22 protein-coding genes are annotated in these 21,159 nt (G+C 66.1%); 12 read left to right on the forward strand and 10 right to left on the reverse strand.

The annotated features are described in order from the left end of the window. Positions 1-22: 22 nt before the first annotated feature. From OX460_RS13860 to OX460_RS13870, 3 genes are all read right to left on the reverse strand, one after another. A complete protein-coding gene (locus OX460_RS13860; protein ID WP_289899358.1) occupies positions 23-1,159 on the reverse strand; it encodes a benzoate/H(+) symporter BenE family transporter in 1,137 nt (378 codons plus the stop codon). A 177-nt stretch (positions 1,160-1,336) separates the two neighbouring features. Then, positions 1,337-2,812, reverse strand: coding sequence for a PLP-dependent aminotransferase family protein (locus OX460_RS13865; protein ID WP_289899003.1), 1,476 nt, complete (start codon positions 2,810-2,812; stop codon positions 1,337-1,339). Next, positions 2,809-3,744, reverse strand: a complete 936-nt coding sequence (locus OX460_RS13870; RefSeq protein WP_289899004.1) for a hypothetical protein — start codon at positions 3,742-3,744, stop codon at positions 2,809-2,811. The genes OX460_RS13865 and OX460_RS13870 overlap by 4 nt, the downstream gene beginning before the upstream one ends. Positions 3,745-3,894: 150 nt before the next feature. On the opposite strand from OX460_RS13870, the gene OX460_RS13875 reads away from it, so the two are divergent. Then, a complete protein-coding gene (locus tag OX460_RS13875; RefSeq protein WP_289899005.1) occupies positions 3,895-4,350 on the forward strand; it encodes an META domain-containing protein in 456 nt (151 codons plus the stop codon). Positions 4,351-4,405: 55 nt separating this feature from the next. Further along, positions 4,406-5,128, forward strand: a complete 723-nt coding sequence (locus tag OX460_RS13880; protein WP_289899006.1) for an HAD-IA family hydrolase — start codon at positions 4,406-4,408, stop codon at positions 5,126-5,128. On the opposite strand, the gene OX460_RS13885 is transcribed toward OX460_RS13880, so the two are convergent. From OX460_RS13885 to ssuE, 5 genes are read right to left on the reverse strand one after another with little or no spacing between them, the layout of a single operon-like run. Further along, on the reverse strand, positions 5,073-5,915 hold the full coding sequence (locus tag OX460_RS13885) for an ATP-binding cassette domain-containing protein (protein ID WP_289899007.1): 843 nt from the start codon (positions 5,913-5,915) through the stop codon (positions 5,073-5,075). The two genes, OX460_RS13880 and OX460_RS13885, sit on opposite strands and share 56 nt — an antisense overlap. Positions 5,916-5,932: 17 nt before the next feature. Next, positions 5,933-6,724 carry an aliphatic sulfonate ABC transporter permease SsuC gene (gene ssuC / locus OX460_RS13890; protein ID WP_077402582.1) on the reverse strand — a complete coding sequence of 264 codons (792 nt, stop codon included), beginning with the start codon at positions 6,722-6,724 and terminating at the stop codon, positions 5,933-5,935. A gap of 1 nt (position 6,725) precedes the next feature. Continuing rightward, on the reverse strand, positions 6,726-7,886 hold the full coding sequence (ssuD, locus tag OX460_RS13895) for an FMNH2-dependent alkanesulfonate monooxygenase (RefSeq protein WP_289899008.1): 1,161 nt from the start codon (positions 7,884-7,886) through the stop codon (positions 6,726-6,728). Between the two features lie 21 nt (positions 7,887-7,907). Continuing rightward, complete coding sequence (locus OX460_RS13900; protein WP_289899009.1) at positions 7,908-8,924, reverse strand: sulfonate ABC transporter substrate-binding protein; 1,017 nt, start codon at positions 8,922-8,924, stop codon at positions 7,908-7,910. 24 nt (positions 8,925-8,948) lie between these two features. Continuing rightward, positions 8,949-9,569, reverse strand: a complete 621-nt coding sequence (gene ssuE, locus OX460_RS13905) for an NADPH-dependent FMN reductase (RefSeq protein WP_289899010.1) — start codon at positions 9,567-9,569, stop codon at positions 8,949-8,951. 253 nt (positions 9,570-9,822) lie between these two features. Between ssuE and OX460_RS13910 the strand changes: the two genes are divergently transcribed. From OX460_RS13910 to OX460_RS13950, 9 genes are all read left to right on the forward strand, one after another. Continuing rightward, positions 9,823-11,037, forward strand: a complete 1,215-nt coding sequence (locus OX460_RS13910; protein ID WP_289899011.1) for an acyl-CoA dehydrogenase family protein — start codon at positions 9,823-9,825, stop codon at positions 11,035-11,037. A 21-nt stretch (positions 11,038-11,058) separates the two neighbouring features. Further along, entirely contained in the window at positions 11,059-11,889 is an 831-nt protein-coding gene (locus tag OX460_RS13915) for a MetQ/NlpA family ABC transporter substrate-binding protein (RefSeq protein ID WP_289899012.1), read from the forward strand. 3 nt (positions 11,890-11,892) lie between these two features. Beyond that, positions 11,893-13,284 (forward strand): LLM class flavin-dependent oxidoreductase, encoded by a 1,392-nt coding sequence (locus OX460_RS13920; RefSeq protein ID WP_289899013.1) that lies wholly within the window; start codon positions 11,893-11,895, stop codon positions 13,282-13,284. Between the two features lie 28 nt (positions 13,285-13,312). Next, positions 13,313-14,302, forward strand: a complete 990-nt coding sequence (locus tag OX460_RS13925; protein WP_251351161.1) for an aliphatic sulfonate ABC transporter substrate-binding protein — start codon at positions 13,313-13,315, stop codon at positions 14,300-14,302. A gap of 6 nt (positions 14,303-14,308) precedes the next feature. Further along, positions 14,309-15,139 (forward strand): ABC transporter permease, encoded by an 831-nt coding sequence (locus tag OX460_RS13930; protein WP_251351160.1) that lies wholly within the window; start codon positions 14,309-14,311, stop codon positions 15,137-15,139. A gap of 15 nt (positions 15,140-15,154) precedes the next feature. After that, a complete protein-coding gene (locus OX460_RS13935; RefSeq protein WP_289899014.1) occupies positions 15,155-15,889 on the forward strand; it encodes an ABC transporter ATP-binding protein in 735 nt (244 codons plus the stop codon). A 76-nt stretch (positions 15,890-15,965) separates the two neighbouring features. Continuing rightward, positions 15,966-16,751 (forward strand): hypothetical protein, encoded by a 786-nt coding sequence (locus OX460_RS13940; protein ID WP_289899015.1) that lies wholly within the window; start codon positions 15,966-15,968, stop codon positions 16,749-16,751. A 64-nt stretch (positions 16,752-16,815) separates the two neighbouring features. Continuing rightward, entirely contained in the window at positions 16,816-17,721 is a 906-nt protein-coding gene (bla, locus tag OX460_RS13945; RefSeq protein ID WP_289899016.1) for a subclass B3 metallo-beta-lactamase, read from the forward strand. A gap of 85 nt (positions 17,722-17,806) precedes the next feature. Then, a complete protein-coding gene (locus OX460_RS13950) occupies positions 17,807-18,286 on the forward strand; it encodes an META domain-containing protein (protein ID WP_180278578.1) in 480 nt (159 codons plus the stop codon). A 100-nt stretch (positions 18,287-18,386) separates the two neighbouring features. Here OX460_RS13950 and epsC read toward each other — a convergent pair whose 3' ends face one another. Next, positions 18,387-19,325, reverse strand: coding sequence for a serine O-acetyltransferase EpsC (epsC, locus tag OX460_RS13955; protein WP_077402556.1), 939 nt, complete (start codon positions 19,323-19,325; stop codon positions 18,387-18,389). A gap of 188 nt (positions 19,326-19,513) precedes the next feature. Between epsC and OX460_RS13960 the strand changes: the two genes are divergently transcribed. After that, entirely contained in the window at positions 19,514-20,701 is a 1,188-nt protein-coding gene (locus OX460_RS13960) for a multidrug effflux MFS transporter (protein WP_289899017.1), read from the forward strand. A gap of 127 nt (positions 20,702-20,828) precedes the next feature. Here OX460_RS13960 and OX460_RS13965 read toward each other — a convergent pair whose 3' ends face one another. Next, positions 20,829-21,125 carry a hypothetical protein gene (locus tag OX460_RS13965; protein WP_289899018.1) on the reverse strand — a complete coding sequence of 99 codons (297 nt, stop codon included), beginning with the start codon at positions 21,123-21,125 and terminating at the stop codon, positions 20,829-20,831. Positions 21,126-21,159: the final 34 nt, after the last annotated feature.

Below are 21,159 nucleotides of genomic sequence, written 5' to 3' on the forward strand. Positions count from 1 at the left end.
AAGCTGTCCGGCGATGCCGCCGTCATGCCGCCTTGCGCCAGCCATGCATCAGCCCATGCGCCGCCAGCCCGGCCGCCAGTCCCCACAGGGCGCCGCCCACGCCCAGCAGGGTCACGTTCGCGGCCGTGGCCAGGAAGGTGATCAGCGCCGTTTCGCGCATGCGCACGTCCGCCATCGCCTGCGCCAGGCTGTTGCCGATGGCGCCCAGCAAGGCCAGGCCCGCCAGCGCCGTGATGAAGGGGCGCGGCAAGACCATGAACAGGCTGGCCAGGGTGACGCCGAAGATGCCCACCAGAATGTACAGCACGCCGCACGCCAGGCCCGCGACATAGCGCTTCGACGGGTCCGCATGCGCATCCTTGCCCGTGCAGATGGCGGCCGTGATGGCGGCCACATTGAAGGCGTGCGCGCCGAATGGCGCCATGAGCAGCGAACCCAGGCCCGTCACCGTCAAAATGGGATTGGCGCTGACCTGGTAGCCGTCATTGCGCAACACCAGCATGCCGGGCATGTATTGCCCCGTCAGGGTGATCAGGAACAGGGGCAGCGCCACGCCCAGCAGAGACGCCACGGAAAAGCGCGGCATCTCGAACACGGGCGCGGCCAGGGCCAGTGCGATGCCTTGCGTATCGATGCGCCCCTGCGCCAGCAGCAGGGCCAGGCCGATCAGCATGATGCCCACCACGGCAAAGCGCGCCGTGAAACGGCGCAGCACGGCGTACGACAGCAGCAATACCACCACCAGCAGCGGATCGGCGCTGGCGCCGCCGAACGCGTTCACGCCGAATTGCAGCAGGATTCCGGCCAGCAAGCCGGCGGCGATGCCGCCCGGTATCAGGCGCACCAGGCGCTCGAAGGCGCCGGACATGCCCAGCAAGATGAAGGCGATGGCGGACACGATATAGGCGCCGATCACCTCGGCATATGGCGTATGCGGCATGACGGTGGCCAGGAAGGCCACGCCGGGCGTGGACCAGGCCGTGATGATGGGTGCGCGGTAACGGTAGCTGAGCCAGATACCCGTCACGCCCACGCCGATGCTCAGCGACCAGACCCAGGACGCCGTCTGCGCGGCGCTCAGCTGGGCCAGCTGGGCCGCCTGGAACACCAGCACGAAGGTGCCGCCATAGTTGACGAGGACGGAGATGAAGGCCGCCATGGCGGGGGACGCCAGGTCGCGCCAGCGCGCCCGTGTCGTGTTGTCGATCGACGCCGATGATGTGGAACTGGTCTGCATGCGTGTGCCCTTGCCTGAGGTTCAAAAGGGGCATCTTAACGGCCGCATGGACTGCTCAGGCAGGCCACTTTGCGCATGCATAGCAGACCACTTGAGCGCTCACCCCAGCGCGCGAGCCAGGCGGACGATGCCGCTGTCGATCTCGTGCGGCGTGAGCGCGGCAAAGCCCAGCAGCCAGCCGCCCCGCTCCGGCGGCCTCGCGTACAGCCGGCTCAGGCCCGGCAGCACGATGCCCGCCTGCGCCGCCAGGCGTATCGTTTCCAGCTCGTCCCTGCCCCCGTGCAGCAGACACGGCATCTGCAAGCCGCCCGGCGGCAGCTGCGCCGTCACCACGTGCGGCAAGTGCCGCTGCACGGCCTGCGCCATCGCATCGCGGCGCACGGCGTAGACCTTGCGCATGGCGCGCACATGGGCCGCGAAATGGCCATCGGCGATGAAACGGGCCAGCGTCAGCTGGTCCAGCTGCGGCGTATGCCCGTCGAGGATGCTGCGCGCATACGTCATCGGCTTGACCAGCGCGGGCGGCAGCACCATGTAGCCGAGGCGCAGCCCCGGATACAGCGATTTGGCAAAGGTGCCCAGGTAAATCGTGCGCTGCTGCGTATCGAGCCCCTGCACGCAAGCCGTCGGCAAGCCCGCGTAGTGAAACTGGCTGTCGTAATCATCCTCGATGATCCAGCCCTGGCGCTCGGCGGCCCAGGCAGTCAGGGTCAGGCGGCGCTCAAGCGCCAGGGTGGCGCCCGTCGGGTATTGATGCGACGGCGTGACGTAAATCGTGTTGGCCCCGCTGCGGTCCGCGCGCAGGTGCTCGATGGACAAGCCATGCGCATCGACAGGCACGGGCACGACCCGCAATTGCGCCATCTCAAACGCCTTGCGCGCGCCGAAATAGCCGGGGTCTTCCATCAGGATGGGGCCGTGCGCGTCGGCCAGCACTTGCGCGCACAGGTACAGGGCCTGGCGCGTGCTGCTCAGCACCAGCACCTGGTCCGCCGTGGCCCGCGCACCCCGCTCCAGGTTCACATAGTCGGCGATGGCCTGGCGCAAAGGCCCGGCCCCTTGCGGGTCGCCGTGCAGCAGCACGCCGGCACTGTGTTCGCCGGCGGCCTGGCGCCGCAAGCGCTCCCACACGTCGAGCGGAAAGGCCCGCGTTTCCGGCAAGCCCGTGGCGAAGGCCTTCACGCTCTGCTGGTCGGCCACGCCGCCGCTGGCGAAAATCTGCGCGCCGCGCGCGCTGAGGGCCGCCGGCAGCGCGGACAAGGGCGGCAACGCAGTCGCAGGCTTGCCCAGCAAGCTCGCGCCTATCGTCGGCGAGACAAAACTGCCCGATCCCGCCTGCCGCCGCACATAGCCATCGAGGCGCAGCTGCGCATACGCCATTTCCACCGTCTCGCGCGACACGCCCAGCGACTGCGCCAGCGCGCGCGTGGCCGGCAGGCGCAGGCCGGGCGCCAGTACGCCGTCGAGTATCAACTGGCGCAGCGCGCGCTGCACCCGCACGCGCAAGTCGAGCGCCGCCAGTTCAGGCGCGGCGATGCGGATTTTCAGGGTGTCGAGTTCGAACTGCGGCGTCATAGGGCCTTGACGCGGGCCGCATCCACGGCGGCCATGCTGCTGGCCAGCGAAAAGCCATGCTGCTGCAGCACCGCCACCAGCTGCTCGCCGGCGCAGCCCAAACGCAGGTTTTCCACCACCCAGTCATGCCAGGCAGCGCCGATCTCCGGCATGGGTTCTTCTTCCAGCGTGAGACCGAGTATGCAGCTGGCCAGCAAACCGTTGATGCGCTTCGTGTCGATCAGGTGCTGCACCACCGCATGGCCCGACTGGGGATACGGGTGCAGGGTGCAGCGGCCGAAGGCGGCCAGGCGCTGCGCGTGCATGGCGTCGAGGTTCACCGATTCGCTGGCACTGGCGCCCGCATTGGCGACGTCAGGCCGCGTGCCGAACACCAGGTGCAGCTGCGTATCGGCCGTCGCCCTGGCGCGGCACAGGGCGGCCAGGTCATAGTAGCCAGACGGCGGCGGGTCTTGCGCCAGCGACTCCATCACGGGCAGCCAGCGCAGCTCGTGGTACAGGCGCGCCTGCTGCACGTCCAGAAAAGACAAGGGTCCGAAGGCGACGATGTGCTGCGCCTCGAGCAGCAAGCCATACATGACGGCCGCGTACGCGCCCATGGACTGGCCGACGGTGCTGACCTGGCCGGGCGCGATGCGGCGCACCAGCTCGCGCAGGGCTTGCGCCGTTTCATCCACGTGATTGCCCAGCCCAGCGATGCGCCGGTGGTACCAGGCGTTGCCCGAATCGCGCACGAGGATCTTGTTCAGGTGCTGGCCGCTGGCCTGTTCCAGCTTGCGCAGGCGCCCGTAAAAATCGAAGGCGGGACGCGTTGTCCACGAGACAAAGCCAAAGGCGATCACCAGCGGCGCGCCGGGCACGATGCGGTCGACCAGCACGTCGTCGGCACTGGTGGCGACCAGTCGATTATCCAGCGCTTGCGCTTGCAGCATCGGCCCGGCTCCCGATCAAGGTTGAAACAGCAGAAAGCATGAGTGTAATGCCAGTACTGGCAAAATGAAAACATTCGCCGCTGCGGTACGCCAGCAGATACGGGAAAACTGCTAATCTTGCGGCTATACACCTTGATACTGGAGCTCGCCATGCTGCATCGCCTCACATACCTGTCCCTCGCCGCCGCCATCGCCATGGCCGGCGGCTGCGCCGCCACGTCCGACAGCGTCAAGCCGGACACCGGCCTGACGCCCAGCTACAGCCTGACGAATACCTACTGGAAGCTGACGGAACTCGATGGCGCCCCGGTGACGATGGCGCCGCAGCAGGAACGCGAAGTGCGCATCACCCTCACCGACGATGGCAAGGTCCATGGTTTCACGGGCTGCAACCAGGTCATGGGCGGCTACACGCTGGCCGGCACGGCCCTGCGCTTCACGCAGCTGGCCGGCACGCGCATGGCCTGCCCGCCGCCCCTGATGCAGCTGGAAAGCGCCGTGCTGGCCAACTTGAACAGCGTGACGGGTTACCGTTTCGATGGCGAGTACCTGATCCTGCTCAAGGATGGCGCGCCCGTGGCCAGGTTTGAATCGGTCTACCTGTGAAATAAAAATCGACTGCCGTTACAATGGCTTCCAGCCCATCATCCGGAAGGAAGCCATGTCCGCACTGCCCTCGCCGTCTTCATCCCCGACACCATCGGCCGCCGGCCGCTACCGGGCTTTTCTGTTCGACATGGACGGCACCGTCATCAATTCCATCGCCGCCGCCGAACGCATCTGGGGCACCTGGGCGCAGCGCCAGGGCCTCGACGTGGCAGCCTTCCTGCCCACGATCCACGGCGCGCGCTCGGTCGACACCATCGCCAAACTGCGCTTGCCCGGCGTCGACGCGCAGCGCGAATCGCAGGGCATCACGGACGCCGAAATCATCGATGTGGAAGGAATTATTGAAATCGCGGGCGCGCTGCGCTTTTTGCAATCGCTGCCGCCCGCGCAATGGGCCATCGTCACGTCGGCGCCGCGCGCGCTGGCCACGGCCCGCCTGAAGGCGGCCGGCATGCCGATACCGGCCATCATGGTGACGGCGGAAGACGTCAAGGCGGGCAAACCCCGGCCCGATTGCTATTTGCTGGCGGCGGAAAAACTGGGCGTGGCGCCCTCCGATTGCCTGGTGTTCGAAGATGCCTCCGTCGGTATCGAGGCGGGAGAAGCGGCTGGAGCAAAGGTCATCGTCGTCACCGCCACGCATGCGCACCCGCTGGCCACGCGCCACCCGGCCATCGACAATTATGAAGCCATCGTCGCGACGCTCGACAGCGACGGCTTCATCGTGCTGGCGCAGTTATCTGACCCTGCGGTTGCAGCACGCGCGACAAGATAGCCTGCTCCAGCGCGGCGAACGCCGCATGGCCGCGCTGGCGCGGGCGCGGCAAGTCCACCGGCACGTCCATGGTGACCTGTCCATCCTCGATCAGCAGCACCCGGTCGGCCAGGGCCACGGCTTCGGCCACGTCATGCGTCACCAGCACGGCCGTGAAACCGCGCGCCAGCCACAGCGACTCGATCAGCTGCTGCATCTCGATGCGCGTCAGGGCGTCGAGCGCGCCCAGAGGTTCGTCGAGCAGCAGCAGTTGCGGCTCGTGCACGAGCGCGCGCGCCAGCGCCACGCGCTGTTTCTGCCCGCCCGACAGCGCTGACGGCCAATCGTCCGCCCGCTCGGCTAGGCCCACCGTCCACAGCGAGGCGGCCGCCGCGCCGACGGAACGGGGCAGGCCCAGGGCCACGTTGTCGAGCACCGTCTTCCACGGCAGCAGCCGCGATTCCTGGAACATGATGCGGATATCGGGCGCGCCCACGCCGCTGCCGATGGCGATTTGGCCTTCATCGACGCTTTCCAGGCCCGCGATCGAGCGCAGCAAGGTGCTCTTGCCGCAGCCGCTGCGTCCCACGATGGCGACAAATTCGCCCGCTTCCAGCTGCAGGTCGACGTTTTTCAGGACCGGACGTTCGCCATAGGCCTTGCTCAATTGCGTCAAGGCCAGCGGCACGCCGCGGCGCGCCAGAGGGGCCTGCGGGGCGGCCCTGGCCTGCGGCGGCGCGCTGGCCGGGTCGTACTGCACGAAGTGCGACAGGAAATCCGTTTCGATCTGGATGGGGGCAAGCAGCATGGTGTCTTCTTTCGTCATTAGCGGTAAGCGGGGTTCCAGCGCAGGCAGTGGCGTTCCAGCCGGCGCGAGAACAAATCGGCCAGCTTGCCCAGCAAGGCATACAGCAGTATCCCCACCAGCACCACGTCCGTTTGCAGGAATTCGCGGGCGTTCATGGTCATGTAGCCGATGCCGGCCTGCGCCGAGATGGTTTCGGCGACGATCAGCAGCACCCACACGAGTCCCAGCGAAAAACGCACGCCGACCAGGATCGACGGCATGGCGGCCGGCAGGATCACGTCGCGGTACAGGGGCCAGCCCGACAGGCCATAGCTTTTCGCCATTTCGATCAGACCCTGGTCCGCCGAGCGGATGCCGTGGAAGGTGTTCAGGTAGACGGGAAAGAAGACGCCGACGGCCAGCAGGAACAGTTTCGCCGTCTCGTCGATGCCGAACCACAGGATCACCAGCGGGATCAGGGCCAGGGCCGGGATGTTGCGCACCATTTGCAGGGTCGTGTCGAGCAGGGTTTCCGCGTGGCGGAAGCTGCCCGTCAAGAGTCCCAGCAGCAAGCCCAGTCCCGCGCCGACGGTAAAACCGACCGTGGCGCGCCACAAGCTCGTTTTCAGGTGCAGCCACAATTCGCCCGACACGGCCAGGTGCCAGAAGGCTTTCGCCACGGCCCACGGCTCGGGCAAGATGCGGCTCGACAGCCAGCCCCACTGCGCCGCCAGTTGCCAGGCCAGCAGCAGCGCCACGGGCAAGGCCCACGGCGCCAGCGCATTGCGCCACGGCGTGCCGGGCAGACCTTTGACGGTGGCCGTCGCCATCTCAGGCCGCCTTTTTCTGCGGCGCGGCCGGCACGATATTGCTGGCCATGACTTCGCCGAACGGTCCCGTCAGTGACTGCTCACCCACAGCCTTGCCCTTGCCCAGCAACGGGAATACCAGTTCGGCGAAGCGGTACGACTCTTCCAGGTGCGGGTAGCCGGAGAAAATGAAGGTGTCGATGCCCAGGTCCGCGTATTCCTGCATGCGCGCCACCACCGTCGGGCCATCGCCCACCAAGGCCGTGCCCGCGCCGCCGCGCACCAGGCCCACGCCGGCCCACAGATTCGGCGACACTTCGAGCTTGTCGCGCCGCCCGCCATGCAGGGCCGCCATCCTTTGCTGGCCCACGGAATCCATCTTGCCGAACGCCGCCTGCGCCTTGGCAATGATGTCGTCGTCCAGGTGGCTGATCAGTTCATCGGCCGCGCGCCAGGCCGCCTCGTTGGTTTCGCGCACGATCACGTGCAGGCGGATGCCGAAGCGCACCGTGCGTCCCCGCTTGGCGGCGCGCGCGCGGATGTCCGCGATTTTCTCGGCAACCGCGGCAGGCGGCTCGCCCCACGTCAGGTACACGTCCATCTGCTCGGCCGCCAGTTCATGCGCGGGCTCCGACGAGCCGCCGAAGTACAGCGGCGGATATGGTTTCTGCACGGGCGGATACAGGGTTTTCGCGCCCTTCACCTGGATATGCTTGCCCTCGAAATCATAGCCGGCCGCGCCGCCCTCGCCCGCCAGGGTGGCGCGCCACACCTTGATGAATTCATCGGAGATTTCATAGCGCTTGGCATGGTCGGCAAACAGACCGTCCGCTTCCAGTTCTCCCTGGTCGCCGCCCGTGACGACGTTGATGAGCAGGCGCCCGTTCGACAGGCGGTCGAAGGTGGAGGCCATGCGCACGGCCAGGCCCGGCGTGGACAGGCCGGGGCGGATGGCCACGAGGAATTTCAGCTTTTGCGTCACGCTGATCAGGGACGAGGCCACCACCCACGCATCTTCGCAGGAGCGGCCCGTCGGCAGCAGCACGCCGTCGTAGCCCAGGGTATCGGCGGCCACGGCCACCTGGCGCAGGTAATCGGCATCGACGGGGCGCGCGCCCTGCGACGTGCCCAGGTAGCGGCTATCGCCGTGGGTAGGGATGAACCAGAAGACATTCAATGACATGGTGCGCTTTCCTTTGCTTGTTTATTTTGTGCTGGTGGCCAGCTGGCGCGCCGGCAGCAGCGCGTCCTTGACGACGATCGGTTTCGGTATCAGCTTCAGGCTGGAAAACGCATCGGCCACCCTTTGCTGCGACGCGATGACGTCGACCGACACGGGTTTGACGCCATACGCATAGCGCGAGGCGGCCAGCGCCACGACATCCTTGCCCAGCCCCGTCTGCGCCGACAAAATCGTCGCCACTTCTTCCGGGTTGTTGCGGCCCCAGTCATCGACCTTGGCCACTTCATCGAGCACGATGCGCAGGATTTCCGGGTTTTTCTCGGCATACGTGCGCGAGGCGAGATAGAACTGGTAGTTCGCCACCAGGCCCTTGCCATCGGCCAGCACGCGGGCGCCCAGCTGCTTTTCGGCGGCCGCCAGGAACGGATCCCAGATGGCCCAGGCATCCACGCTGCCTCGTTCGAAGGCGGCGCGCGCATCGGCCGGCGGCAGGAATACGGGCTGGATGTCGGCGTAGGCGACGCCGGCCTTTTCCAACGCCTTCAATAACAGGTAATGCACGTTCGAGCCCTTGTTCAGGGCGATTTTCTTGCCCTTCAAGTCAGCCAGCGTGCGCAGGCCGGAACCCTTGGGCACGACGATGGCTTCGCTGGCGGGCGACGCCGGCTCATTGCCGACGTACACCAGGTTGGCGCCGGCCGCCTGGGCAAAGATCGGCGGCGCCTCACCCACCGTGCCGAAATCGATGCTGCCCACGTTCAGGCCTTCCAGCAGCACGGGACCGGCCGGGAACTCCGTCCACTTCACACCCACGCCCTGCTCGGCCAGGCGTTTTTCCAGGGTGCCGCGCCCCTTGAGCAAGGTCAATGTGCCGTATTTCTGGTAGCCGATGCGCACCTCGCCCTTGGCTTGCACTTCCCCCTTGGCTTGCGCCTGCGCCGCGACCGGCATGCCGGCCGCCATCACGCCGGCGACGGCAGAAAACAGCAAACCCAGGGTGGTACGGCGCGAGAGTCGTTGTGCGTGGCGGTGTGTCATGGCAGTTCCTTGGTCGGTGAATAATCAGGCGGCTTGATACTGGGGCGCGTAAGGCTGGTCTTGCAGCGAACGCACGGGGACAGAAATATCGGCGGGCGCGGGCGGGCGCTGCCCCTGCAGCACGAACAGGCCGGTGGAGAGTTCCTCGATGCCCGCCTGCACGCGTTCGGCAATCGGCGCATCCAGGCTCAGGCCCCGTTCTTCGTGCCACGCCAGCTGCTGCGCATTCGCGTAGATGCTGGTGAAGACTTGCTTGGCGCCCAGCGCATGCAGCACGGGACGCAGCGCGTAGTCGAGCGCCAGGGTGTGGGCATGGCCGCCGCCCGTGGCCAGCGGCAGCACCAGCTTGCCGGCCAGGCCATCTTGCGGCAGCAGGTCGAGGAAGGCTTTCAGCAACCCTGTATACGACGCCTTGTAGATGGGCGTGGCAATCACGATGGCGTCGGCGTCGGCCACGGCGCGCACGGCGCGGGCAATCGCCGCATCGTCGTAGTCAGCCAGCAGCAAGGCGCGCGCCGGCAGGTCGCGTACATGCAGCTTGACGTAGCTGTGGCCCTGCAGCGCCAGCTGTTCGCCGATATGCAGCAGCAGGCGGCTGGAACTCGAGGGGAGTTGCGGGCTACCGCCCAATAACAAGATGCTCATGTGATGCCCGTCCCTGTAGGTTGTCGGATTGGAGTTGCTCGGATGCTTGCAGCCTATCGCCATCAGCAGTCCGGCAAAACGAATGCTTTCGCGCTTCGATATGCGTTTTTCGACTATTCGGGCCTGACGCCCCGCAAGCGGAGGCGCCGGCTTCCGCGCGGCTTTTTTCGCATATGCATGCGCGGTTTTCTTCGTGTACGGCGCACGCCTGGCGGTGCAATATCGGCGTCATCGTCTTTCTGGAATGTCACCCATGTCTAGCGTTTTTCTCCATGCCGCCCGTCCCCAGCCGCCTGTGCCGGACCCCCTGCAGGACGCCATCCGCATCGCAACAAAGCTGGCCGCGCGCCTGGCCGAAACGGCCAATGCCCGCGACCAGGCTGGCGGGCACGCGGCGCAGGAACGCGAATGGCTGCGCGAGTCGGGTCTGCTGACTTTGTCGATCCCCGTGGAATTCGGCGGCCAGGGCGCGTCCTGGCCCCTCGTGTACCAGGTAATCCGCATCCTGGCGCGGGCCGACAGCGCGCTGGCGCATGTCTTCGGCTTCCACCATTTGCAGTTGGCCGGCCTGCAGCTGTATGGCAGCGCGCAGCAGCAGCGCCGCCTGCTCACCTTGACCGTCGACGAGCGCCTGTTCTGGGGCAATGCCTTGAATCCCCTCGACAAACGGGTCACCGCGACCGACAGCGACGACGGTTTCACCCTTGACGGCATCAAGAGCTTTTCTTCCGGTTCCGTGGGCTCGGACTGGCTGACCGTCTCGGCCTGGCACGCGCCCACGCAGACGGCGCTGATCGCCGCCCTGCCCACGCGCCAGGATGGCGTGACCGTGCAGGCGGACTGGGACGCCTTCGGCCAACGCCAGACGGACAGCGGCAATGTGCATTTCCAGGCAGTGGCCCTGCCGCGCGAGCTGGTGCTGCAGGCGCCCGCGCAGGCCGCCACGCCGCAAGCCACCGTGCGCTCGCAGATCGCGCAGCTGATCATGGCCAACCTGTACCTTGGCATCGCCGAAGGCGCATTCGAGGCGGCGCGCCGCTACACGGACGAACAGGCGAAAGCCTGGTTTGCCTCGGGCGTGGCCAAGGCAACGGACGACCCCCTGGTACAGCACCGCTATGGCCAGCTGTGGCTCTTGCTGCGCCCCGCGCAGGTGCTGGCCGACGCGGCGGCGCAGGAACTGGAAAAAGTGTTCCGCAAGGGCGCGCTGGTGACGGCGCGCGAACGGGGCTTGCTGGCCGTCGCCGTGGCCGAAGCCAAGTGCCTGGCGCACCAGGCGGGACTGGAAATCAGCAGCCAGATGTTCGAACTGACGGGCGCCCGCTCCACCTCGGCCCAATACGGCTTCGACCGCTACTGGCGCAACGTGCGCGTGCATACCCTGCACGACCCCATCGACTACAAGCTGCGCGACCTGGGACGCTTTGCCTTGACCGGCACGGTGCCCGAACCAACCGCGTATTCCTGATTCACCCACCAAGGAGCCACCATGACCATCGCCCGCCGCAGCATCCTCCTCCTCAGCGCCCTGACCCTGGCCTTGACGGCCACCTTCGCCCACGCCAAGGACCCGAAGGACATCACCATCGGCACCAGCGCCGGGCCGTACGCAGACCAGATCAAGCTGGGCATCAAGCCCATCCTGGAAAAGCAGGGCTACAAGGTCAAGCTGGTGGAATTCAACGACTACATCCAGCCGAACTTCGCGCTGGCCGAGGGTTCGCTGGACGCCAACGTCTTCCAGCACATCGTCTACCTGAAGAAATTCGCGCTGGAACACAAACTGGCGCTGACGGACCTGATCACGATCCCCACGGCGCCGATCGCCATCTACAGCAAGAAGCACAAGACCCTGGACGACGTGAAGGAAGGCACGACGGTGGGCTTGCCGAACGATCCGACCAACCAGGCGCGCACGCTGGTGCTGCTCGACCAGCTGGGGTGGATCAAGCTGCGCCCCAGCTTCGACCCCGTGCGCGCGTCGGAAAAGGATATCGCCGTCAACACCAAGAAAATCAAGCTGCTGCCGCTGGAAGCGGCGCAACTGCCACGCTCGCTGGGCGACACCGATTACTCCTTCATCAACGGCAATTACGCGCTGGCGTCCGGGCTGAAGCTGACGGATGCGCTGGTGGCCGAGAAAATCTCGCCCAACTACATCAACCTGGTGGCCATCCGCACGGCGGACAAGGACAAGCAGTTTGCGAAAGACCTTGCGGCCGCCTACCGCTCGCGCGAATTCCTCGACATCACGAACAAGCACTTTGCCGGCTACTCGAAACCCGATTACCAGCAAGCCTTGCAGACGGCGGCCAAATAAGCCATGGCCAAGTCGATACGCTTCAACGCCTTCCAGATGAATACCGTCGGCCACCAGTCGCCGGGGCTGTGGACGCATGCGCGCGACCGCAGCCACCGCTATACCGATCCCGAACACTGGACCGAACTGGCGCAACTGCTGGAAGCGGGCCTGTTCGACGCGGTTTTCCTCGCCGACGTGCTGGGCGTGTATGACGTGTACCGGGGCAGCCTCGATGCGGCCCTGGAACACGGCGTGCAGGTGCCGCTGAACGACCCGCTGGCGCTCGTGCCCATCATGGCGCAGGCCACCACGCACCTTGGCTTTGGCGTCACCTGCGCCCTCACCTACGAGCACCCGTACACGTTCGCGCGCCGCATCTCCACCCTCGATCACCTGACGAAAGGGCGCATCGGCTGGAATATCGTCACCGGCTATCTCGATAGCGCGGCGCGCAACCTGGGCTTGAACCAGCAACTGGGGCACGACGAACGCTACGACCTGGCCGACGAATACCTGGACGTCGTCTACAAGCTGTGGGAAAAAAGCTGGGACGACGACGCCGTCGTCAACGACAAGGCGCGCGGCATCTATGCCGATCCGGCCCGCGTGCATCCGATCAACCATGCCGGGCGCCACTACCAGGTGCCCGGCATCCATTTGTGCGAGCCGTCGCCGCAGCGCACGCCGCTGCTGTTCCAGGCGGGCACCTCGCCGCGCGGCACGCGCTTCGCGGCGCGCCATGCGGAAGCCACCTTTGTCAGTGGCCCCAGCAAGACAGTCGTCAAGCGTTACGCGGACGACTTGCGCGCCGCCGTGCGGCAAAGCGGGCGCGATGGCGACGCATTGCTGATCTACGCGCAGGCGCTGGTCATCACGGGCGCCACGGAGGAAGAAGCGCGCGCCAAGCATGCCGATTACCTGCGCCACGTGAATATCGAGGCGGCCCTCGTCCTGCTGTCCGGCTGGACGGGCGTCGATTTCAGCCGCTACCCGCTTGACGCCACCATCGAGTACATCGATTCACCGGCCGGCCGCTCGGCGCTGGCCTCGTTCAGCCAGGCCGACCCGGACCGCCGCTGGACGGTGCGCGAAGCGGCCGAATACATCGGCCTGGGCGGACGCGGCCCAGTCATGGTCGGCGACGCGCGCCAGGTGGCAGACCAGCTGGAAAGCTGGCTCGATGAAACGGGCATCGACGGTTTCAATCTGGCCTTCGCCGTGGCCCACGACAGCATGGCCGACGTGGTGCAATACATCGTGCCGGAACTGCAGCGGCGCGGCCGCTACCGCACCCATTACGAGGAAGGCAGCTTGCGCCACAAGGTCTTCGGCCAGGGCCCGCGCCTGCCCGCCGATCACGCGGGCCGCCAGGTCAGCATCGCCCCCGCCGACGCCGCCCTGGCAGCGGCCTGACGCATCAGATTTCCCACTCAAGGACACCATGAAACGCAGAACCATCTTGCAACTGGCCGCCAGCGGCGCCACCATCGCCGCCTTGCCCGGCCTCGCCCGCGCAGCCACGCAAGCGCCCCTGAAGGAGCTGCGCCTCGACTACGCCTATTATTCGCCCACCAGCCTGGTGCTGCGCCGCTTCGGCTGGCTGGAAGACGCGTTCAAGCCGGACGGCACCAGCATCAAGTGGGTGCTCAGCGCGGGCAGCAACCGCGCACTCGAATACCTGAACGCCAACAGCATCGACATCGGTTCGAGCGCGGGCCTGGCCGCCCTGCTGGCGCGCGCCAATGGCAACCCTATCCGCGCGCCGTATATTTTTTCGCGTCCCGAATGGACGGCGCTGGTGGTGCGCAAGGATAGCCCCATCCGCAGTCTCGCCGACTTGAAGGGCAAGAAGGTGGCCGCCACCAAGGGCACCGACCCGTATCTGTTCTTGCTGCGCGCATTGAAGACGGCGGGCCTCAAGCGCGGCGACATCGAACACGTCAGCCTGCAGCATGCCGATGGCCGCGCGGCGCTGGAGCAGGGCAAGGTCGATGCCTGGGCCGGGCTCGATCCCCACATGGCCGCCAGCGAACTGGAAGCGGGGTCGCGCCTGATCTACCGCAACGTGGCCTTCAACACCTACGGCTTCCTGAACGTGCGCGAGGACTTCCTGGCCAGCCGCCCCGCCGAAGTGGGCAAGGTGATACAGGCCTACGAGCGGGCGCGCGCCTGGATACGCGCAAATCCGGCAGAGGCAGCGAAAATCCTGTCGGAAGAAGCCAAGGTCAGCCTGCCGGTGGCGCTGCTGCAGGTGAAACTGCGCAGTGACTTCAGCAATCCGCAGCCGTCGAGCGAACATGTGAAAGCCCTGCTGGTGGCCGCGCCCATCCTCGCCGAGGAAGCGCTGGTCAAACCCGGCGCCGACGTGAACCGCGCCATCGCGGACCTGGTCGACACGCGCTTCGCCGCCCCCTTCATCAACAAGGCGTAGGCGCTCATGGCCAGAGACACGCTCGCCGCGCCGGCACCGGCCCACGACACGGGCGTCCGGCCCAAACTCTTTCGCCCGCCCTTGCCACGCGCGGCGCTGGGCCTGCTGCTGCCCGTACTGGCGCTGCTGGCGGCGGAACTGGGCGTGCGCACGGGCGCCATCCCCGCCAACCTGCTGCCTGCGCCCAGCGACATCGGCGCCACCATCGCCGAACTGGCGCACCAGGGCCTGGCCGGCCATGCGCTGGCCAGCACCGCGCGCGTGGCCATCGGCTTTGCGGGCGGCGCACTGCTGGCCATCGTGCTCGGTGCGGCGGTGGGCTTGAACCGCACTGCGGAGGCGCTGCTCGATCCCACGTTCCAGGCCCTGCGCGCCATTCCCTCGCTGGCCTGGGTGCCCTTGCTGCTGCTGTGGCTAGGCATCGATGAAGCGCCTAAACTGGTCCTGATCGGCATCGGCGCCTTCTTCCCCGTGTACATGGGCGTGGCGTCGGGCATCCGCGACGTGGACCGCAAGCTGATCGACGCGGCCCGTTTATACCGTTTGAGCCGCCCCGCGCTGGCGCGGCGCGTGCTGCTGCCGGCCGCGCTGCCAGCCATCTTCACGGGTTTGCGCAACGGTTTGAGCCTGGCCTGGATGTTCATGGTGGCGGCAGAACTGATCGCCGCCAGCCAGGGCCTCGGCTACCTGCTCAGCGACGGGCGCGAAACAAGCCGCGCCGACATCGTGCTCGCGGCCATCGTGCTGCTGGCCGTGCTGGGCAAGGCCAGCGACAGCCTGATGCAGCGCCTGGAAACCCGCTTGCTCGCCTGGCGCGACAGCTATGCCACTTCCTGACGAAAGCCCCCACGCATGACTGCCCTACTCGACATTGCCATCCATGACAAAGCCTATGGCCTGCGGCGCGTGCTGCATAACCTGCAATTGCAGCTGCGCCAGGGCGAGATCGTCAGCCTGATCGGCGCCAGCGGCTGCGGCAAGAGCAGCCTGCTATCCATCGTGGCCGGTCTCGATACGGACTTTCGCGGCACCGTGCGCCTCGACGGCAAGCTGCTGGCGGGAGTGCATGCTGACATCGGCCTGATCTTCCAGGAACCGCGCCTGTTTCCCTGGCTGACAGTGGCGCAAAACATCGCCTTCGGCCTCGGTCCCAAAGGCGAAGACGATCCCAGGGTCGCGCAATTGCTGGAGGAAGTAGGCTTGCAGGGCCATGCGGACAGCCTGCCCAAGCAGTTGTCGGGCGGCCAGGCGCAACGCGCGGCGATTGCCCGCGGCCTGTTTGGCCAGCCCCGCATCCTGCTGCTGGACGAACCATTTTCCGCCGTCGATGCTTTTACGCGCATGAAGCTGCAAGACTTGCTGGCCGCCGTCACCGCGCGCCATGGCCTGAGCGTCCTGCTGGTGACGCACGATATCGATGAAGCGCTGTACCTGAGCGACCGCATCGTCATGCTCGACACGCGCGCCGGACCGCCACGCGCCCAATACGACGTGGCCGCGCCCCGGCCCCGCCTGCGCACACCAGCGGCGCAGGCGCAATTAAAAGAGGCCATCCTCGGCGAACTGCACGCCGCGCACGCGATCTGAGGCTTGCGCGGCGGCGCCAGTGACAAGTCTTGTCATTCATGTTAGCTTGCCATGTTGAAAACATACAGGCGGCGACGTGCACCTTCCTTCCCTTCCCATCCTCGCCATCCTGGCCCTCGGCCACCTCGCGGCGCACGCCGGCACGCAGGCTGACGCGCCAGCCGCGGTGCCGGCGGAGACCGGCCAGTCCATCCACATCAACAGCATCCGCAATCCGGAATTGAAATCGTACCGCGTGATGGCGGCCGGCCTCGATGCCTTCGATGAATACCATGCGCTGGCGCCCGGGGCGCGCGAAGTGCGCTTCAAACTGGTCGCGGGCAGCCGCGCGCCGGCGGACGCCATGCAGGACCTGGCCTTGCGCATCGCCGGCAACGAAACGTCGATTGCGCTGCCCCTGGCCGCCGACGGCAGTTTCACGCTGCCGCGCAGCGCGCAGGCCGACAGCGAGGACGCGGACCTGGTCACCAACAAGAAAAAGGGCAATTACCGCTGGCAGCCATCCATTCACAGCGACGGCGTGCCGGCCGGCATGCGCCGCCTGGGCGACCTGCGCCTGCAATGCCAGGTGACGATTGCCATCGCCAAGAAAGAGATACCGTTCTGGGTACGCACCCTGGTCGGCACCCTGCTGCGCACCACCGACTGGTGCTCCGCCGAGCAGCTCAAGTTGGGCACCCGCAGCGATGTGCCTCTCGCCAGCGCCACCCTGCTCGATGGCGAGCGCCGCATCGCCCTGAAGGTGGAAAAGGAAGGCCGCTCCTTCCTGTCGCCCATCGGCGACACCCGCTATGCGGACGATACCCTGATCGAACTGGTCTACCAGCAGGATGCCGCCGGCGCGCCGTCCGCCGCCCCTTAGGGTTTGCGTCCAGCCCCGTTCCATGTCAGCATATGCCACCCTGGCACCACGGATAAGGATCGCAATGCCCCCCACTCTTACGCGCGCGCTGACACTGGCGCTGCTGGCAGGCCATGGCTCCCTGGCATCGGCGCAGGCGCCAGTCACGCCGCCGACGCCTGGCTGCGAAGTCTGCGCCACCTGGAATGCAGACCAGGCGCCGTTCCGCATCTTCGGCAATACCTATTATGTGGGCGTCAAAGGCCTCAGTTCCGTGCTGGTGACGTCGCCGCAGGGCCACGTGCTGATCGACGGCGGCTTGCCGGAATCGGCGCCCAAGATCATCGCCAATATCGGCACGCTGGGTTTTCGCATCGAGGACGTCAAGCTGATCCTCAATTCGCACGGCCATATCGACCATGCGGGCGGCCTGGCCGAACTGCAGCGGCGCAGCAATGCGCTGGTGGCCGCCAGCCCGTCGGCGGCGCTGGACCTGGCGTCGGGCGAAGTGGGGCCGGACGACCCGCAATACCACGCGCTGCCCAAATACCCGCCCGTGAAGGACATGCGCCTGGCGCGCGACGGCGGCCAGTTCAACGTCGGTCCCGTCAACCTGACGGCGCACGCCACGCCTGGCCACACGCCCGGAGGCTTGAGCTGGACGTGGCAATCGTGCGACGGCCCCCGCTGCCTGAACATGGTCTACGCGGACAGCCTCAACGCCGTCTCGCGTCCCGGCTTCAAGTTCAGCGACAGCAGCGAGTATCCGAATGCGGTGGCGGACTTGCGCCGCAGCTTCGAGACCCTGGAAAAAATGCCTTGCGACGTGCTCATTTCCGCGCATCCGGAGGCTTCACAGTTGTGGGAGCGGCTGGAGGCGAGCGCCACGGCCGGCAGCGACGCCTTTGTCGACCCGCAAGCCTGCCGCGCCTATGTGGCGGCGGCGCGCACCGTGCTCGACTCCCGGCTGGAACAGGAAAAGCAGCAGTGAACTTGCCAATGCGCTTGTCAACCGTGCACGCTGGCGCAGCGCCGATCTGCTACGCTGGCGCCATTCATTTAAAGAAGGAACCGCCATGTTCAAACTCGCCAGCCTGATTCCCCTCGCCGCCATCGTCGCCATCACCGCCGGCTGCGCGCAAACGCCGGTGCGCAGCGACGCTGCCGCCGCTGCGCCAGGCGCCACCTCGCCCGCCAAGCCGGCACCGAAGCTGACGGGCACGCAGTGGAAGCTGAAGGAATTGAAGGGCAAGCAAGTGGTGCGCAAGGCGCCCGAGCAGCGCGAAGTGACCCTGCTGCTGGCTGAAGGCCGCGCCAGCGGCAACAGCGGCTGCAACCAGATGATGGGCGGCTACACCAGCGATGGCGTCAGCACCCTGAACTTTGGACAGCTGGCCGGCACCATGATGATGTGCCAGCCGCAGGACATGGAGCTGGAACGCCTGCTGCTGACCACCCTGGGCGAAGTCAATGGCTACCGCTACGCCGACCAGGAATTGCTGCTGCTGAAGGATGGCGTGCCCGTGGCGCGCTATGAAGCGCTGACGGTAAAGTAAGGTCATCACAAAGCCAGGAACCCTCTCCTGGCGCGAAGAGTGCCCGAAAAACGCTCAGGGCAAGGCGCAGCGCCGCCATGGACGTTTTCTCGGCCACGCTTCAATCGTTGCGCATCTGCGCCTGCGATACATTGCTTTCTGGCGGCACGCTCTGTGTCAGCCACACATTCCCCCCGATGGTCGATCCCGCGCCGATGGTGATGCGCCCCAATACGGTCGCGCCCGCGTAAATGACCACGTCGTCCTCAACGATGGGGTGACGCGGCGTGCCCTTGATCAGCGCACCGCTGGCATCGGCTGGAAAACGCTTGGCGCCCAGGGTGACTGCCTGGTACAGGCGCACGCGCTGGCCGATGATGGCCGTCTCGCCGATCACGACACCCGTGCCGTGGTCGATAAAGAAGGAGGCGCCGATATGCGCGCCCGGGTGGATGTCGATGCCCGTCAAGGTGTGCGCGATGTCGGCGATCAGGCGCGCCAGGAAGGGCGCACCGAGCGCATGCAGCCGGTGCGCCAGGCGGTGGTACAGGATGGCGATGGTGCCCGGATAGCACAGCATGATCTCGGCCACCGAGGTGGCGGCCGGGTCGCCCGCGTAGGCGGCCTGCACGTCCGACACCAGCAGCGCGCGGATATCGGGCAGGCTGGCGGCAAAGGCGCGCGTGATGTCGCGCGCCTGCTGCGCCAGGGCCGCATCGTCGCTGGCGCCATCGCCTTCATCGCCGGCCGGCACGGAAAAGAGCAAGCCGCGCCGCACCTGCTCGCTGAGGCGGTTCAGGGTGGTGTTGAGGGTGTCGCCGACAAAATAATCGATGCTTTCGTCCGTCAGGTTGGGCCGCCCGTAATGCGTGGGGAACAAGGCTGCCGACAGGCCGTTGACGATGGTGGTAAGGGCTTCGCGCGACGGCAGTTCGCGCACCCTGCCGTTATGGCGGATTTTGTGCTTGTCTTCGCGCGAGCTGCGCAAGGCCTGGATCACGGGCCCCAGGTTCCACTGGGCCGTGTCGTCGGCGGGCGCCGCGGGATAAATACTGTGCATGGCGTATCACTTCCAGAAAACGGCAAACAAGCCGGGTCGCCCCAGCTTAGCGGCGGCGGCAAGCGATGCAAACGAAGAATTTCAAGATTCCATATACGAAAAACACATATGGATGGCAAAAAGGCCGGCGCCAAACCTGATTCCGGTCACTAGCGTAAAATGACGGACTAACAAAAACACTGTTCAACATGACTAAATTATTAACATGGATTTTGGCGGGCCTGGCGATGGTCGGACCGCTTGCAATTGACACCTATCTGCCGTCTTTCCCCGCCATCGCGCATGATTTCAATGCCAGCCCCCTGCTGGTGCAGCAAACCCTGAGCTTTTTCCTGTTCACGTTCGCCTTCATGATGCTGTTTTACGGCACCCTGTCCGACTCGTTCGGCCGCCGTCCCGTCATTCTCGTCTCGCTGGTGCTGTATGTGATCGCTTCCGTGGGCGCCGCGCTGGCGCCGTCGCTGGGTTGGCTTCTGGCCTGGCGCGTGCTGCAGGGCCTGTCGGCGGGCGCCGGTTCCGTCATCGGCCGCGCCATCGTGCAAGACCGCTATTCGGGCGCCGCCGCGCAGAAAATCCTCTCGCACATCATGATGGTGTTCGCGCTGGCGCCGGCCATCGCGCCCGTGCTGGGCGGCTGGCTGCAAGTGGGCCTGGGCTGGCGCTGGATCTTCTGGTTCCTGACGGCCTTCGGCGTGCTGATGTTCGTCGTCGTCTGGCGCGCGCTGCCGGAAAGCTTGCCGAAGGAGCAGCGCCACGCCTTCCACCTGGGCGACATCGCCGTCAATTACTGGAAAGTGCTGTGCCACCGCCAGTTCCTGCTGCTGTCGACGGCCATCGGCGCGGCCTTTGGCGGCTTCGCCCTGTACATCGGTTCGGCCGCCTACTTCATCATCAACATCCTGCACCTGCCGGAGACGGCATTCGCCTGGCTGTTCATTCCCTTAATTAGCGGCATGGTGTTCGGTTCGGCCCTGTCGGCGAAAATCGCGCACCGCTACAGCCAGCGCCAGATGATCTGGACCGGCTTCATCCTGATGCTCATCGCCGCGCTGGTCAACATCGGCTACAACTACTTCTTTGCCGCCGAAGTGCCGTGGGCCGTGCTGCCATTGTTCTTCTACTCGTTCGCCCTGTCGATCGCCATGCCGCCGATGACCCTGATGGCCCTGAACCACTTCCCCAACAACAGCGGCCTGGCATCGTCGATGCAGTCGTTCATCCAGATGCTGCTGTTCGCACTGGTGTCGGGCCTGGTGGCGCCGCTGCTGTTCGACAGCGCCCTGAACCTGGCGTATGGCGTGATGGCGGGATTGTTGGTGAGTTTGCTGTGCTGGGTGTTTGCGCAGGGCGGGACGGCGGAAGCGGTCAAGCAGTAGCTTTTACAGCGGATTTTTCAGGTCGGAAGCACCTGAAAAACGTTCAGGACAAGGCGCCGTGCCGCAGGCAGTACGCCAGTACGGCTAGGCACGGCAACGCAGTCATGGACGTTTTCTCAGGCGCTCCTCAAGGCCAGGGGGCGGGCGTCACATCCACATACTGCGCGCCGCCCTGCTCCGGTTCCGCTTCATTTTGCTGCGCCGGCTGGTTCAGGGAACCGGCCGGCGAACGCAGGCTCAAGATTTCCTTGCGCGCCTCGACGAAGTCGGCGGAACTGAGCGGGTGTTCCTGGTCGGGCCAGTGGCTGACGGCCCATTCCTGCAAGGTTTCAAAGCGCCGCCACAGTTCCGCGATGAATTCGCGGCGCGCCTCCTCCAGCTGTTCCGGTGTCTTTTCAATTGCTTCGCTGATATTGACTTCCATGGCCGTTCCCTCGCTGACAAGTTGTCTTGCCAGA

The organism is Janthinobacterium sp. SUN033 (assembly GCF_030397595.1).
Classification (GTDB): Bacteria; Pseudomonadota; Gammaproteobacteria; order Burkholderiales; family Burkholderiaceae_D; genus Janthinobacterium; species Janthinobacterium kumbetense.

Excerpts from the sequence above, each read along its gene's own strand:
- OX460_RS13860 (WP_289899358.1), bottom strand. The coding sequence starts at position 1,159 with ATGGCGGCCTTCATCTCCGTCCTCGTCAACTATGGCGGCACCTTCGTG.
- OX460_RS13865 (WP_289899003.1), bottom strand. The coding sequence starts at position 2,812 with ATGACGCCGCAGTTCGAACTCGACACCCTGAAAATCCGCATCGCCGCG.
- OX460_RS13870 (WP_289899004.1), bottom strand. The coding sequence starts at position 3,744 with ATGCTGCAAGCGCAAGCGCTGGATAATCGACTGGTCGCCACCAGTGCC.
- OX460_RS13875 (WP_289899005.1), top strand. The coding sequence starts at position 3,895 with ATGCTGCATCGCCTCACATACCTGTCCCTCGCCGCCGCCATCGCCATG.
- OX460_RS13880 (WP_289899006.1), top strand. The coding sequence starts at position 4,406 with ATGTCCGCACTGCCCTCGCCGTCTTCATCCCCGACACCATCGGCCGCC.
- OX460_RS13885 (WP_289899007.1), bottom strand. The coding sequence starts at position 5,915 with ATGCTGCTTGCCCCCATCCAGATCGAAACGGATTTCCTGTCGCACTTC.
- ssuC (WP_077402582.1), bottom strand. The coding sequence starts at position 6,724 with ATGGCGACGGCCACCGTCAAAGGTCTGCCCGGCACGCCGTGGCGCAAT.
- ssuD (WP_289899008.1), bottom strand. The coding sequence starts at position 7,886 with ATGTCATTGAATGTCTTCTGGTTCATCCCTACCCACGGCGATAGCCGC.
- OX460_RS13900 (WP_289899009.1), bottom strand. The coding sequence starts at position 8,924 with ATGACACACCGCCACGCACAACGACTCTCGCGCCGTACCACCCTGGGT.
- ssuE (WP_289899010.1), bottom strand. The coding sequence starts at position 9,569 with ATGAGCATCTTGTTATTGGGCGGTAGCCCGCAACTCCCCTCGAGTTCC.
- OX460_RS13910 (WP_289899011.1), top strand. The coding sequence starts at position 9,823 with ATGTCTAGCGTTTTTCTCCATGCCGCCCGTCCCCAGCCGCCTGTGCCG.
- OX460_RS13915 (WP_289899012.1), top strand. The coding sequence starts at position 11,059 with ATGACCATCGCCCGCCGCAGCATCCTCCTCCTCAGCGCCCTGACCCTG.
- OX460_RS13920 (WP_289899013.1), top strand. The coding sequence starts at position 11,893 with ATGGCCAAGTCGATACGCTTCAACGCCTTCCAGATGAATACCGTCGGC.
- OX460_RS13925 (WP_251351161.1), top strand. The coding sequence starts at position 13,313 with ATGAAACGCAGAACCATCTTGCAACTGGCCGCCAGCGGCGCCACCATC.
- OX460_RS13930 (WP_251351160.1), top strand. The coding sequence starts at position 14,309 with ATGGCCAGAGACACGCTCGCCGCGCCGGCACCGGCCCACGACACGGGC.
- OX460_RS13935 (WP_289899014.1), top strand. The coding sequence starts at position 15,155 with ATGACTGCCCTACTCGACATTGCCATCCATGACAAAGCCTATGGCCTG.
- bla (WP_289899016.1), top strand. The coding sequence starts at position 16,816 with ATGCCCCCCACTCTTACGCGCGCGCTGACACTGGCGCTGCTGGCAGGC.
- OX460_RS13950 (WP_180278578.1), top strand. The coding sequence starts at position 17,807 with ATGTTCAAACTCGCCAGCCTGATTCCCCTCGCCGCCATCGTCGCCATC.
- epsC (WP_077402556.1), bottom strand. The coding sequence starts at position 19,325 with ATGCACAGTATTTATCCCGCGGCGCCCGCCGACGACACGGCCCAGTGG.
- OX460_RS13960 (WP_289899017.1), top strand. The coding sequence starts at position 19,514 with ATGACTAAATTATTAACATGGATTTTGGCGGGCCTGGCGATGGTCGGA.
- OX460_RS13965 (WP_289899018.1), bottom strand. The coding sequence starts at position 21,125 with ATGGAAGTCAATATCAGCGAAGCAATTGAAAAGACACCGGAACAGCTG.